This window comes from Streptomyces sp. NPDC046977, assembly GCF_040644455.1.
In the GTDB taxonomy this organism is placed as follows: domain Bacteria; phylum Actinomycetota; class Actinomycetes; order Streptomycetales; family Streptomycetaceae; genus Actinacidiphila.
Map to the genome: position 1 here is coordinate 127,823 of NZ_JBEYWO010000024.1, position 14,092 is coordinate 141,914.

At 72.8% G+C, this 14,092-nt stretch carries 11 protein-coding genes; 4 read left to right on the top strand and 7 right to left on the bottom strand.

Annotation, left to right across the window (positions count from 1 at the left end):
* The first annotated feature begins 41 nt into the window (after positions 1 to 41).
* Positions 42 to 2,480 (top strand): right-handed parallel beta-helix repeat-containing protein, encoded by a 2,439-nt coding sequence (locus tag ABZ883_RS30675; protein ID WP_360911828.1) that lies wholly within the window; start codon positions 42 to 44, stop codon positions 2,478 to 2,480.
* Here the strand turns inward: ABZ883_RS30675 and ABZ883_RS30680 are convergent.
* On the bottom strand, positions 2,450 to 4,756 hold the full coding sequence (locus ABZ883_RS30680) for a hypothetical protein (protein ID WP_360911830.1): 2,307 nt from the start codon (positions 4,754 to 4,756) through the stop codon (positions 2,450 to 2,452). The genes ABZ883_RS30675 and ABZ883_RS30680 overlap by 31 nt on opposite strands.
* A 282-nt stretch (positions 4,757 to 5,038) precedes the next feature.
* Here ABZ883_RS30680 and ABZ883_RS30685 point away from each other — a divergent pair, with 282 nt between their 5' ends.
* Positions 5,039 to 5,908, top strand: coding sequence for a DeoR/GlpR family DNA-binding transcription regulator (locus tag ABZ883_RS30685; RefSeq protein WP_360911832.1), 870 nt, complete (start codon positions 5,039 to 5,041; stop codon positions 5,906 to 5,908).
* Positions 5,909 to 6,089: 181 nt separating this feature from the next.
* Here ABZ883_RS30685 and ABZ883_RS30690 read toward each other — a convergent pair whose 3' ends face one another.
* The 3 genes from ABZ883_RS30690 to ABZ883_RS30700 form a co-directional block, all read right to left on the bottom strand.
* Complete coding sequence (locus ABZ883_RS30690) at positions 6,090 to 6,470, bottom strand: hypothetical protein (protein WP_360911834.1); 381 nt, start codon at positions 6,468 to 6,470, stop codon at positions 6,090 to 6,092.
* A gap of 97 nt (positions 6,471 to 6,567) precedes the next feature.
* Positions 6,568 to 7,947: a hypothetical protein gene (locus tag ABZ883_RS30695; RefSeq protein ID WP_360911836.1), complete on the bottom strand. Its 1,380-nt coding sequence runs from the start codon at positions 7,945 to 7,947 to the stop codon at positions 6,568 to 6,570.
* A 92-nt stretch (positions 7,948 to 8,039) separates the two neighbouring features.
* A complete protein-coding gene (locus ABZ883_RS30700; RefSeq protein ID WP_360911838.1) occupies positions 8,040 to 9,200 on the bottom strand; it encodes a PLP-dependent cysteine synthase family protein in 1,161 nt (386 codons plus the stop codon).
* A gap of 102 nt (positions 9,201 to 9,302) precedes the next feature.
* On the opposite strand from ABZ883_RS30700, the gene ABZ883_RS30705 reads away from it, so the two are divergent.
* The gene (locus tag ABZ883_RS30705; protein ID WP_360911841.1) at positions 9,303 to 9,614 is read left to right on the top strand and encodes a hypothetical protein; all 312 of its coding nucleotides are present in this window, start codon (positions 9,303 to 9,305) and stop codon (positions 9,612 to 9,614) included.
* 192 nt (positions 9,615 to 9,806) lie between these two features.
* Positions 9,807 to 10,358, top strand: a complete 552-nt coding sequence (locus ABZ883_RS30710; protein WP_360911843.1) for an ATP-binding protein — start codon at positions 9,807 to 9,809, stop codon at positions 10,356 to 10,358.
* A 67-nt stretch (positions 10,359 to 10,425) separates the two neighbouring features.
* Here ABZ883_RS30710 and ABZ883_RS30715 read toward each other — a convergent pair whose 3' ends face one another.
* From ABZ883_RS30715 to ABZ883_RS30725, 3 genes are read right to left on the bottom strand one after another with little or no spacing between them, the layout of a single operon-like run.
* Positions 10,426 to 12,990 (bottom strand): ABC transporter permease, encoded by a 2,565-nt coding sequence (locus tag ABZ883_RS30715; RefSeq protein WP_360911845.1) that lies wholly within the window; start codon positions 12,988 to 12,990, stop codon positions 10,426 to 10,428.
* Entirely contained in the window at positions 12,987 to 13,757 is a 771-nt protein-coding gene (locus ABZ883_RS30720; protein ID WP_360911847.1) for an ABC transporter ATP-binding protein, read from the bottom strand. Before ABZ883_RS30720 ends, ABZ883_RS30715 begins: the two co-directional genes overlap by 4 nt.
* Complete coding sequence (locus ABZ883_RS30725) at positions 13,754 to 14,050, bottom strand: SHOCT domain-containing protein (RefSeq protein WP_360911897.1); 297 nt, start codon at positions 14,048 to 14,050, stop codon at positions 13,754 to 13,756. The genes ABZ883_RS30720 and ABZ883_RS30725 overlap by 4 nt, the downstream gene beginning before the upstream one ends.
* Between the last annotated feature and the right edge of the window lie 42 nt (positions 14,051 to 14,092).

Genomic DNA, 14,092 nt, shown 5'->3' on the forward strand with positions numbered 1-14,092 from the left:
CCAGGTCGGCGCAGCGCAAGAGGACGGGGCACAGCATCTCCATGGCACAAGGCGTGGTTCAGGTGACGCATACCAGCAGCTCACGGTGGCGCCGCCGCACGGGAGAGTACGAAAGCCTGGCCGCCGCCCTGGAAGCGGCCGCCGATGGTGACGTGCTGTCGATCAACCCCGGCACCTACCGGGAAAACCTCGTCGTGGAGAAGGCCATAACGCTGCGCGGAGCCGAGGGCGCGGGATCGGTGCGCATCGCCCCGCCCTCGGGGGTCGCGCTCACCGTCTGCGCGTCGGCGACCGTCCAGGACCTGTCCGTCGAGGGCCAGGACATCTCCGCGGCCGCCCTGCTGATCGAGGGCTCCGCCACTCCCGAACTGTCCGGACTGCGCGTCAGCACCCGCTCCGCCGTGGGCATAGAGGTCCGCGGCGGCGCACGGCCGACAGTGCGCCGCTGCACCGTGGACAACCCCGCGGGTCTCGGCATCAGCGTCCTGGAGCCGGCCTCGGGCGGCCTCTTCGAGGACTGCGAGGTCGTCGCGGCCGGGCAGAGCGGCGTGTCGGTGCGCGGCGGGGCGTCCCCCCGGCTGGAGCGCTGCAGAGTCCGCAACACCTCGGGCGCGGGTCTGGCCCTCACCGGTGAGGGGACCACCGCCGAGGCGATCGGGTGCGAGATCTACGAGGTGAAGGGCACCGGCGTGCAGGTCGCCTCCCGCGCCGCCGGGCACCTCACGGACTGCCAGGTGCACCGCACCACGGGCGACGGCATCACGCTGGACACCGACGCCGTGCTCACCCTCTCCGACTGCGACATCCACGACATCCCCGAGAACGCGATCGACCTGCGCTCGCGCTCGGTGCTCACGCTCACCCGCACCACGGTGCGCCGCTTCGGCCGCAACGGCCTGTCCGTCTGGGACCCCGGCACCCGCGCCGACGCCAACCAGTGCGAGATCCACGACAGCCAGGGCGACTACCCGGCGGTCTGGGTCAGTGACGGCGCCGCGGCCGTTCTCGAGTCGTGCCGCGTCCACGACGTGCCGGACGCGCTGTTCGTCCTGGACCGGGGCTCGCGCGCCGACGTTGTCGACAGCGACATCACCCAGGTCCGCAACACGGCCGTCTCGGTCAGCGACGGCGCCACCGTGCAGCTGGACGACTGCCGCATCCGCGAAGCCTCCACCGGCGCCTGGTTCCGCGACCACGGCAGCGGCGGCACCCTCTCCGGCTGCACCATCGACGACACCGCCACGGGCGTCATCGTCACCAAGGGCGCCGACCCCTCCATCGACCGATGTGTCGTCACCAACCCCGCCGAGGCGGGCTTCTACGTCTCCGCCGGCGGACGCGGCACCTTCACCGGGTGCCGCGTCACGGGCAGCCGCGGCTACGGCTTCCACATCATCGACGGGTGCCGCTCCCTCCTCACCCGCTGCCGCACCGAACGTTGCGCACGCGGCGGTTACGAGTTCGCCGAGCCCGGCCCGGTCACCGAGGACTGCACGGGCGACCAGAGCGGCGAACTCGGCACCCCCGCCGAGCCCGCCCCCTCCGCCGGCTCCCCCGCCGCCGAACGGCAGCCCGCCACGCAGTCCTTCGGGCTGCTGGGCGGTGTGCCGGTGCAGCCCACCCTCACCACGCCCGCGTCCTCGGCGCCCACAACACCGGCCCCCGACAGCCGCCCTTCCGAGGAGGTGCTGAGCGAACTCGACGCCCTGGTCGGTCTGGACAGCGTCAAGCGCGAGGTGCGCTCGCTCATCGACCTGATCGCCGTGGGCCGTCGCCGCCAGAAGGCCGGGCTCAAGGCGCCCTCCCCGCGCCGGCATCTGGTCTTCACCGGCTCCCCCGGCACCGGCAAGACCACCGTCGCCCGTCTCTACGGGGAGATCCTTGCCGCGCTCGGCGTCCTGGAGCGCGGGCACCTGGTCGAGGTCGCCCGTGTCGACCTGGTCGGCGAGCACATCGGCTCCACCGCGATCCGCACGCAGGAGGCCTTCGACCGGGCGCGCGGCGGCGTGCTGTTCATCGACGAGGCCTACGCCCTGGCCCCCGAGGACTCCGGGCGTGACTTCGGGCGCGAGGCCATCGACACCCTGGTCAAGCTGATGGAGGACCACCGGGACGCCGTGGTGGTGATCGTGGCCGGCTACACGGCGGAGATGGAGCACTTCCTGTCCGCCAACCCCGGTGTCGCCTCCCGCTTCTCCCGCACCATCACCTTTGACGACTACACGCCCGTCGAACTCCTGCGCATCGTGCAGGCGCAGGCCGAGGAGCACGAGTACCAGCTCGCCGACGACGCCGCCGAGGCCCTGTACAAGTACTTCACCGCCATCCCCAAGGGCCCGGCGTTCGGCAACGGACGCACCGCCCGGCAGACCTTCGAGGCCATGGTGGAACGCCACGCCGGCCGTCTCGCCCAGGTGAGCGAGCCGAGCCACGAGGAACTTCAGCTGCTCTACCCGGAGGATCTGCCGCCGCTGCCCTGAGCCTGCGCGGGCACCACCTCCTTCTGATGCTCCAAAACCCACGTGAGCAGGGCGCCGCGCTCCGCGGCAAAGGCGGGATCGGCCTGGTAGTCGAAGTGCGTCAGCAGCGGTGCGGGCAGCGGATGGTGCTCCGTGCGCCCGTACGCCGCCGGGTCCGGCAGCGGCCCGCGGTCGACCGGCGGCCCGGGTTCGTCCAAGTGCACCGGCCCGCCGATCGGGTCTGTAGTGCGCCACAGGTTCCGCCACGCCTGGAGGTCGCGGTGGAGCGCGGCAAGCGCCTCGGGGCCGAAGTAGGCGGGGAACCACCGCCCGTACAGCCGTGACAGGGGCGAGCCATACGTCAGCAGGGCTATCCGCCCCCTGGTCGCCGGGTCGAGCTGCCAGACCGCGGCCGCGGCCAGCACGCTGCCCTGCGAGTGCCCGGAGAGGATGATCGGGCCGCGGTGCGCCTCGGTCCAGGTCGTCATGCGCCAGGTGAGGTCGGGGACGGCCCGCTCGGCGTAGCAGGGCGGGGAGAAGGGGTGCGCCGCACGTGGCCAGAAGGTGCCGACGTCCCACAGGATGCCGATCGTCCGGCGCGCCCCTGCGTCGCGATACGCCCTGCGGCCCAGCGCGATCAGGGCGACCACGCCGGCGCCCACCAGCCAGGAGCCCAGGGCCTGGGCGGTCTGCGCCGCCGTGCGCACCACGTCCGGGGCGCCGTGGCTCGCCTGGCCCGGGACCGCGTCGCTCAGCCATGCCCCGGCGAGCGCGCCCGCGCCGAGCAGGAAGGACACCCCTCCCGTGACCCCGATGAAGACCGAGGCCTGATCGGTGAGTTCGGCCCGGGCCCGGGCCGTGGCGATCTGCCGGGTGCGCGCCGCCTCGTGCTCCTCGCCCGGGTAGTCCGCCTCGACGTGGGGCAGCAACTCCCGTACGCGATGCCACAGACGGCGTGCGGACAGCACGACGACCACGGCCAGCACAAGGAGCAGCACCGGGATGACGGCCGCCTGCCAGGACAGCACGACCGGGGGCCCCGCGACGATGCTGCCCGCGGCGCCGGGCATCCCGCCCCGGCCGAGCCAGTCCGCCACGCGCTGGGCGATGCCGCCGCTGAGCACTCCGCCGAGCGCGCAGGCCAGCAGCGCCACAACGGGGCCCGCGAGCCCGCTCAGTTCGGCCTGTCCGCCCCCGGCCCGGTGCATCCGGTGCGAGATCGTGCCGAGGACTGCCAGCAGCAGCATCTGGAGCAGCGCCAGCCAGGCGAAGGCGTCCCCGACGGGCAGTCTGCCGGTGGAGATCCAGCACGGACGGTGCCAGCAGGCGTACAGGGCGGCGGTGAGCACCGCGGCGGCCGTGCCGCCCAGCATCGCCCGGGCCAGCCGGGGGTCCAGCGCCTCGTCCGGCGCGTGCTCACTGCGGCCCATCCCGCAGGTCACCGCGACCACGGCCACCGTCAGCCCGGCCAGGCCCCCGGTGAGCAGCCACCCCAGAGCGGCGAGGACCGGCCCGCCCCGCGGTGCCATGTCGTACTGAAGGGCGGGCACCACGAGCGCGACCGCGACCGTCAGCAGTCCCGCCGCGGTGTGCGCGGCCCGCAACCGGGCCACCAGCCGCCGCCCGTACCAGAAGCCGCGCCGGGACAGCGGGGTGACATCGGCGTCCGCCGACGGCGCCTGGGCCGTCGTCGGGAGCGGCAGCGGGCGCTGGGACTCGTACGCGTACCAGGTGTGCCGGGACAGCCACCAGAGCAGAAGCGTGAGGCCGACCGGCAGTGCGGCACCCGCCGCGACGCGCCGCCCCGGTTCACCGCCCGCGAGGAAGGACAGCCAGCTCTTCCCGTCCACGCACGCCGCGTTGCCCGCGCACTGCCAGGCCACCAGGTCCATCGCGACCTCGCAGGCGGCGGCCACGAGCAGCACGGTCAGCGACAGGGCGAGCAGCCGCATCAGCACGTCGTAGGCGCGGTCCAGCCGGCCGTGGTCGACCGGTGGCCGCATCCAGTGGGCGAGATTGACGACCATGAAGGGGAGCAGCAGCAGCCACAGGGCGCGACTGCCGTCCCCCGAGGTCAGATTGCACCAGGAGTAGGCGTCGGGGACCGGGGCGCCCGCGTAGTCGCCCGGGCGGCTCTCGGCGTCTGCGTCGTCGGCGCGGCGGTAGATCCCGGCGGTGTCGTCACCGCAGACCCGCGTGATCCGCGGGTCGTTGAGCATCGTCTGCGGCGTCGTGCCTCCGACCCCGTGCACCAGCAGTTCGAGCGAGAGCTCGGCTTTTACCGCATCCGACCGCATCGCGATCGCCTCCCCGTGTTTTCACGTACTTTCCCGTACTTTCCCCGTTATGCGTGTACGGCAACGCGCGTACTCAGAATCGGGCACGCGTACGCGAATTGGACAGGGGTATGTCCCGGTCCCACCCGATCGAGTTACGCGCGTTGTGTGTGTGACCCGTCACGCCGCGCCACTCGCCCCCACGTACCGGTGCGCGGGCGTGGAAGGATGGCGAGTCCGCCGGTGCCCGGACAGGCCGGGTGCGGACGGCGTGGGACCTCGGAGGATGGGACGGGACCTGGGGTGAGCGACAACCAGAACCTGCTCGCGGAACAGCGGCGCGCGCTGATCCTGGACGAGGTCCGGCGGCGCGGCGGGGTCCGGGTCAACGAACTGACCCGGAGACTCAACGTCTCCGACATGACCGTCCGCCGCGATCTCGACGCGCTCGCCCGTCAGGGCGTGGTGGAGAAGGTGCACGGCGGCGCCGTTCCCGTCGCGCCCGCCAGCAGCCACGAGCCCGGCTTCGAGGTCAAGGCCGGACTGGAGCTCGGGGCCAAGGAGGCCATCGCGCGCGCGGCGGCCCGGCTGGTCGTGCCCGGCAGCGCGATCGCGCTCTCCGGCGGTACGACCACGTTCGCACTGGCCCATCATCTGCTCGACGTGCCCGACCTCACCGTCGTCACCAACTCGGTGCGCGTCGCGGACGTCTTCCACTCCGCGTCCCGGGGCGCCGGAACGGCAGGGGGCACCCGCGAGGGAGCAGCGACGGTCGTGCTCACCGGAGGCGTACGCACGCCCTCCGACTCACTGGTCGGCCCGGTGGCCGACCAGGCGATCGCCTCGCTCCACTTCGACCTGCTCTTCCTCGGGGTGCACGGCATCTCCGTCGAGGCCGGCCTGTCGACGCCCAATCTCGCGGAGGCCGAGACCAACCGGCGCTTCGTGCGCTCCGCGCGCCGCGTGGTGGTCATCGCCGACCACACCAAGTGGGGCACGGTGGGCCTGAGCTCGTTCGCCACCCTGGAGGACGTGAACACCCTGGTCACCGACGCGGGCATCCCCGAGGTGCTGCGCGCCGAGATCTCGGAGCATCTCTCGCATCTGATCGTGGCCGGGGACCCCGAGGTGGCCGGCCGCCCCGCGACGGACGGTCACGGCGAGAACGCCTGACGGACGGTCGACCGCCATGCCCTCGGGGGGGGCACGATCCCCGCCGCACCAGGTGCACAGCGCTCGGCCGGGGAACCGGTGAACGGCGCGTCGTGGCGCCCACCAGCGGCCGTTCGGACGGCAGCGCCGTGGGGCGTGCGGTCTCAGGTGGCAGCGGCCCCGGGCCGGAGAGTCCGCCCCCTCAGATGTGCAGCCACGACAGCGTCGCGCCCGGGTTGAGCAGAACGAGCAGCACGGCCACCGCGACCACCACGCCGAGGATGCCGAGCCCCCTGCGCCGCCTGGGCCTGCGCACTTCCTCCGTGAACGGATCGGGACCGGCGCGCCACGGCTCGGGCTGCGCCTGCCGCGCGGCGGACTTCGCGCCGCGGCCACGACGTTTGGCCTCCCGCGCGGCCAGGACGTCCTGCTGGCGCAGCCGCTCGGTGACCATCCGGGCGCGGGCTGACGGCTCCTTGGGCGCGGAAGCCCTGATGGACGCCTCCGTGTCACCGACGAACCGGTCCCACACGTCGTCGGGCACGGAGGGTATGTCGTCGGGGTTCGGCTGGGTGGCGTTCACCGGTGCTCTTCCAAACAAGAGAAGTCGAAAGGGTCAGCAGTTTGTACCAACGAACACACGTTCCCCACAACTGCCGATGGTGGTGTTCTCCCAGGCTTCACCTGTACTCCGCCAGTCGTGGACGGACGCCCGCCAGGACAAGCACCGCGGCGAGTCCCAGCGCCCCCAGTGGGATCGCGGGCCAGCCGTCCAGCTCCGCACGGGCCTGCGAGGTGCGGGTGACGAAGTCGGCCTGCTGCGCCTGCGTGAGCCGCTCCAGGGTGGTGGCGAAGTCCCAGAAGTCAAAGCCGACGGTGTTGCCCCCGACATTGGTGAGGACTTCCACGGCACGGGGGACCTTGTTGGCGGCCATCAGGGTCCGCAGTTCCCGGTCGTCCGCCCGGAAGTGGCCGTAGCGCGTGGCGACGTCGGCATAGGCGGGCCGTTCCGCGGCCGAGGCGTACGTGCCCGGCGCCAGCAGCCCGTCCAGGTTCTTCATGAGGGCGTCAAGTTCGGTGCGCCGCACGGGATCGGCGTCATTGACCACCCAGCGGCTCTGCGCGGCGGCCGACTCGGCCGCGACAGCCCGCGCCTCGGCCAGCCGGGACCAGGGCCGGAGCCCGTCCGACACACCTGCCTCCAGGTCGTCGACGGCGGACGTGAAGGACACCACTCCGGCGAGGGTGACGGCCAGGGCCGCCGCGGTGGCGACCACGAGCGCGGGGTTGAACAGACGGCGGTGGCGGCGGGCCAGGTCGCGCTGCCACCACACCAGGATCAGCACGGCGATCAGGCCCAGCCCGCCGACGGTGAGTGCCGAGCGCAACGCCGTGTCCTTGGCCGCCCGCGCGTCGTCCCCGGCCTGCTCGTCGTAGGCCTTCGCCAACGCGGCCGCCTCGGGGAGCAGCTGACTGTGCATGATCTCGCCGGCCTCGGCGGAGAAGTCCAACGCGTCCCGCGGAGGGTAGCCGGCCTGGCGATCGGGCTTCCTCTCGTCCAGGTAGGCGGCACGACCGCTGGCGTCGTCGTAGCGGCCGAGGGCGTTCAGGAGGTCCCGCACCTGGTTCGCGTGTGCGTCGTCGCCGCCGAGCTGCCGCAGCAGGTCGCTGATCTCGGCGCGGCGCTCATGGGCGGTGATGAGGGCCACCAGGCGGTTGCCGACCACGACCTCCTTGTCGTTGGGGTCGAAGCCGGGCACCAGCTGGTTGGCCCGCTGCGCGTCCAGGTCGGCCAGGCAGAAGCGCAGTTCGGCGGCGGCGGACGCGCGCTGCGCCGAAGCGTCGCGCAACTGCTCCGCGTCGGACCGCACGGCGAGGGCTCCGATCACCGTGGCCGCGCAGAGCGCGACGAGTGCGGCCAGCGACACGCAGGCCTGCACCACGAGTCGCACCGGAGGGGGCATACGACGCCGGCCGTCGCGGGTGGCCACCGCGGGAGCCGCCCCGGGGGCGGAGGACGCCGGGACGACCGCCGGAGGTGCCGCCTGAGAGATCGTCATACACGGAAACTAAGAGCGCACGGGGAAGGGAATACGGAACTCCGGCGGCGCTCAGGTGACCACGACGTCACAGAACGGAACGGACGTAAGCCTCAGCCCCGCCAGACGCCCGTGGCGAGGAACGCTTCCATGGTGGCGGAGTACGGCGCGATGTCGAGCCCCTGTTCGGCCAACCACGCGTCGGAATAGTACTTGTCCAGGTACCGGTCGCCCGGGTCGCAGATGAGCGTGACGACGCTGCCCGTGCGGCCGGCGGCGACCATCTCGGAAACGATCTTGAAGGCGCTCCACAGTCCGGTCCCGGTCGAACCGCCCGCCTTGCGCCCGATGGCCGCCGCCAGGGTGCGCACCGCCGCGACCGATGCGGCGTCGGGCACCTTCATCATCCGGTCGATGGCACCGGGAACGAAACTCGGCTCCACCCTGGGGCGGCCGATGCCCTCGATGCGGGAACCGCGTTCACAGGCAACGGAGTCGTCGCCGCTCACCCAGCCGTCGAAGAAGACCGAGTTCTCGGGGTCGGCCACGCACACAAGGGTGTCGAGTTGCATGTAGTGGACGTACCGCGCGATGGTCGCGGAGGTGCCGCCGGTACCCGCCGTGGCCACGATCCAGGCGGGGCACGGGTTCCGTTCCATCCGCAGTTGCTGGTAGATCGACTCCGCGATGTTGTTGTTGCCGCGCCAGTCCGTGGCGCGTTCGGCGTAGGTGAACTGGTCCATGTAGTGGCCGCCGGTCTCCTGCGCCAGGCGGGCGGACACCTCGTACACCGTGCGCGGATCGTCGACCAGGTGGCACTGCCCGCCGTGGAACTCGATGAGCCGCTGCTTCTCCCAGCTCGTGGTGCGCGGGATGACCGCGATGAAGGGCACCCCGATCAGCGCGGCGAAGTACGCCTCCGACACGGCGGTCGAGCCGCTGGACGCCTCGATGACCGGCTTGCCCGGCCGGACCCAGCCGTTGCAGAGGCCGTAGAGGAACAGGGAGCGGGCGAGCCGGTGCTTGAGGCTGCCGGTCGGGTGGGTCGACTCGTCCTTGAGGTACAGATCGATGCCCCACGCCTCGGGGAGCGGGAAGCGCAGCAGATGCGTGTCGGCCGAGCGGTTGGCGTCGGCCTGTACCTTGCGCACGGCGTCTTTCAGCCAGGCGCGGTACGCGGGATCGGTGCGGTCCACGTCCAGCGTGGACGCCACCGGCACGGCCGCCCCCGCGCCCGCGCCCGTCCCGTCGTCGCCCTGCTCGATGGTGCTCACCCGCTCGCCTTCCTTCCGTCCTGTGGTGCCGATCATAGGCAGCCCCTGGTGCGCGCCGGTCCGGGCCGGGCAGACTTCCTTCGGACCGAGGAGGGGATCACCGTGGCCGAGGCGGAGTTCACCGCGACAGGAGTGCGCATCGGACGGCGCCTGCGCTCGCTGACCCGCGGCGGGCAGGTCCTGATCCGCGACGGCCGGCTGGTGCTGCTCACCAGCCGCGGCCGGGAGATCGACAGCGCCCCGGTGGAGGACGTACGGGCGCTGACCACGCGCTTCGCCGTGAAGCGGCGGACCCTGGCCAGGCTGAACGGAACCGGATACCTGCTCACTCTGCGCCAGCAGGGCGCCACTTCGGCGAGCCGCTTCATGGAAGCACTGCACACGGCCCGACAAAAGGTCACCAATCACCACTGACCCGGAACGGAATGGGACTCTCCGCGTACACGGAGTTGCGGACCGCATCCATCGGGGTGACCCTGTAGGGGCATCACGGAGTCACTGCAGCAGTCACTCACAGCAATCCCGCAAAGGTGTTCCCATTCCATGCGGGGCGGGGCACGGCCCCGGTCAAAGGGGTCGCGCTCTCCCGCGGAGGGAGTCGCAGCCGTGATCAGCACCGAAGGAAACCACCGGCAGTGCGCTCTGGAGCTGGAGGCACTGCCATCCCGGATCCAGCAGGTCCGCCGTATCGTGGCCGCTCAGCTGCGGTACTGGCGGTTGCATCCCCTGATAGACCCCACCCTGGTGGGTATCACCGAACTGCTCGCGAACGTCCACCGGCACGCCCGGCCGGACAAGCGCTGTTCCGTCGAGCTGAGCTTTGCGTCGGGGTGGCTCACCGTCGCCGTCTCGGACAACGATCCGCGTCTGCCGCGCGTCCGTGACTTCGAACCGCTGGCCACCTGCGGCCGCGGCCTGGCCATGGTCGTCTCGATGAGTGACAGCTGGGGGACCGAGTCGCTGCCCGACGGCGGCAAGGTGGTGTGGTTCACCCTGCGCGCGGAGACCACGGTCCCGGCGCGGCAGCACGCCGAGCCGACGGCGATGGCCGCGCGCAAGCTCTCGCCGCGTGCGGAGACCGCCCTGCCGGAGCCGTCCGAGGGCTGGACCCCCGAGGCCGGGCGCGAGGCCGCGGACGCCGTACCGCTGCTGGTGTGACCCACGCGGCCGCCGCACCCCGGGTGGGGCACGGCGGCCGTGGACCACGAGGCCGTCGCCCGCGGAGTCACTCCGCGGCGATGGCCCGGAGTACGTCCAGACGGGCGGCCCGGCGGGCCGGACGCCAGCCGGCCAGGACGCCGGCCACCAACCCGACCAGGAGGACGACGGCGAGCTGCACCGGGGGCACCGCGAAGGCCCCGGTGCCGGCGCTGTCCGAGGCCCGCACCAGGGCCCAGCCGAGGAACGCGCCGAGGCCCAGTCCGCCCGCGGTGCCGAAGGCCGCGACGAGCACGCTCTCCCAGCGCACCATGGCGCGCAGTTGTGCCCGCGTCTGGCCCACCGCCCGCAACAGCCCGAGCTCACGGGTGCGTTCGTGGACGGCGAGGGTGAGCGTGTTGGCGATGCCGAGCAGGGCGATCAGCACCGCCAGCGCAAGCAGTGCGTAGACCAGGGTGAGCATGATGTCGACGCCCGAGGCGGCGGAGTCCGCGTACTCCGCTCGGGTCTGCACCCGCGGGTTGCCGTAGCGGGCGGCGGCCTTCGCGACCGCGGCCTTGCCCTCGTCCGTGGTGACGCCGTCCTTGAAGGCGACCGCGACGAGGTTGTCGGAATCCCGCACCTTGTGCGGCGCCCAAGCGGCGCGCGTGATGACGTAGTCGCCGGTGAGCCCTGCCTCCTGGTAGACCGCGCGCACGGTGAACGTCTGCCGGTCGCCGTCGGCGAACGCGAGCACCGTGGTGCTGCCCCGCGTCCAGCCGCGCCTGTCGGCCTCGTGACGGGAGACCGCGATGCCGTCGCGTCCCAGGGCACGAAGCGAGCCGTCGACAGCGCCGAGGTCCAGGACCCGGGAGAGCGCCCCCGGGTCGGTGACGGTCAGCTGCCGCCCACCGCCGTCGACTTCGGCGACACCCTTGCCGAGCCCGACCGCGGTCGCGACTTCGGGGAGCGCGGCCACCGCCGGGGCGAGCCCCGGGCTCAGACCGTTGGCCCCCGCTCCGAAGCCGGACGCCGTCACCGCGACATCGCCCGCGAAGGTGCGGGCGACGGTCTGGTCCATGGTCGCCTTGAGCGAGGCGCCGAACACGGTGAAGAGGGACACCACAGCGACGCCGATCATGAGCGCGGTCGCCGTGGCCGCCGTGCGCTTCGGACTGCGCAGGGCGTTGCGGCGTGCCAACGCGCCCGTCACCCCCCTCAGCCGGGCCACCGGCGCTCCCAGGACCCGTACGGCGTAGGAGGAGGCGACCGGGCCGAGCACCACGAACGCCACGACGACCGAGGCCGCGCCCGCGGCCGTGAGCCACACGTTCGGACCCGTCGCTCCCGCGACCGTCAGCGCGGCACCGGCGGCGCCGAGCAGTGCGCCCAGCACGGCCCGGCCCCGGGAAGCGCCGGAGTGGTCCACCGCGGTCTCCCGCAGTGCCGCGAGCGGGGCGGTGCGGCCCGCGCGGACGGCCGGCACCAGTGCCGAGCCGGCGCACACGACCAGCCCGACGGCGAACGGCACGGCCAGCGCGGCGGCGTGGACGACCAGCCCTCCGTCGGGGAACGGGAAGCCGACCGCGGGGAACAGCGCCTGAAGTCCGGCGGCGATGCCGATCCCCCCGAGCAGCCCGGCCAGGGAGGAGACACAGGCAACGGCGACGGCTTCCGTGAGCGTCGCGCCGACCACTTGGCGGCGGGAGGCCCCGAGCGCCCGCAGGAGGGCGTTCTCGCGGGTGCGCTGGGCCACGACGATCGCGAAGGTGTTGTGGATGCTGAAGGTCGCCACCAGGAGCGCGATACCGGCGAACACCGTGAGCAGCGTGGTGAACAGCGACAGGAAGCGGCCGGAGACCTGGTCGAGGTTCTCGTCGGTCGCCTGCTGTCCCGTGACGGCCTCCACCCCGGCGGGCAGCGAGCGCGTCACCCGGTCGGCGAGCTGCCGCTGGCCGACCCCCGGTCCGCCACGCACCTTGATGGCGGACGCCTTGCCGGGCCCGGGCATCAGATACCGCTCGGCGTCGGCCCGGGCGAGACCGGTGAAGGTGGTCTGCCCCATGCCGTCCTCACCGCCGAACGTCACCAGGCCCACGATCTTCACCCGAACGGGGTCCGGTGTGCGCAGCACCGTGGTGTCACCGATGTGCAGGCCGCCCGTCCTGGCGGCTCCGCGGTTGACCACGGCCTCCCCGGCCGCCCCGGGGGCCCTGCCCTCGGCCAGGGCGTACGGGTTGAGCTCCGGGTCGTCGATCCAGTTCCCGGCGAGGGTGGGCGGTCCCTGTCCCCCGATCGGCTCCCCGTCGCCCCCGATGAGCTGCCCCGCGCCCTCGATGTCGGGGGCGGCGGCCGCCACGCCGGGTACGCCGAGCAGCCGCGCGGTGAGGGAGGTGTCGACGGGCTCCCGGGTGCCCAGCCCCTCCCCCGGGACGGTCACGACGTCCGCGCTGCGCACGACGACGGAGACACCGGTGTTGGCATTCGTGAACAGGCTGTTGAAACTCGCCTTCAGGGTGTCGCCCATGACCATGGTGCCCGCCAGGAAGGCGACGCCGAGGAACACCGCCGCGAAGGTGCCCGCGAAGCGCCGTTTGTGGGCCCGCAGGGACGACAGGCTCAGGCGCAGCGAAGCGCGTGCGGAACCGCTCACGACCCCGCCCCCTGGGCCATGGGCAGGCGGGAGTCCGGGCTCCTGGTGCCGTCGAAGGCCTTCATCCGGTCCAGCACCTTCTGCGCGGTGGGGTCGGGCATCCGGTCCACCAGGCGCCCGTCCGCGAGGAAGACCACCTCGTCGGCGTGGCCCGCGGCGACCGGGTCGTGGGTGACCATGACGACCGTGCGGCCCATCTCGTGGACGGCGCGGCCCAACAGCCGCAGCACCTCCTCCCCGGAGCGCGAGTCGAGGTTCCCGGTCGGCTCGTCGGCGAAGACCACGTCGGGGCGGCCGGCCAGCGCCCTGGCGACGGCGACCCGCTGCTGCTGGCCGCCGGAGAGCTCGGCCGGGCGGTGGCGCAGGCGGTCGCCCAGGCCCACGACGTCGATGAGCGCGTCCACCCAGGCGCGGTCGGGCCGGGCACCGGCCAGGTCCAGTGGGAGCGTGATGTTCTCCGCGACGTCGAGCGTCGGCACCAGGTTGAACGCCTGGAAGACGAAGCCGATCCGTGCCCGGCGCAGCAACGTCAACTGCCGGTCGCCCAAGGTGCCGAGTTCCGTGTCACCGATGAAGGCGCTGCCGGAGCTGAGGGTGTCGAGCCCCGCCGCGCAGTGCATCAGCGTGGACTTGCCGGATCCGGACGGCCCCATGATTGCCGTAAAGCGCCCCGCGGGGAAGTCGACGGTGACGCCGTCGAGCGCCCGGACCTGCGCGTCGCCCGTTCCGTACGTCTTGACCGCGTCGACGACGCGGGCGGCGCTCATCGGTCGCCGCCCTTGGCTCCGCGGCCGAACTGCTCGTCCAGGACGGACAGACGGCGCCAGTACTCGTCCTCGTCGATCTCCCCGGAGGCGAACCGGCGGCCCAGGATCGCGATGGGCGAGTGCTCGGTGAGTGCGGCGCGGGTGTGCCACGGGCCGCTCCCGCGCCCGGCCGTGCGCCAGAGGGTACGGCGCAGCAGGATGACCCCCGCGATGACGGCGGCCCAGATCAGCGGGAAGAACAGGATCCAGGGGCCGGGGCCGCCGCCGTCCCAGTGGTCGGCGAGCGTGATCAGTGCGGTGGTGTCCATGCGGACTCATCTCCTTGGTGACGGCGG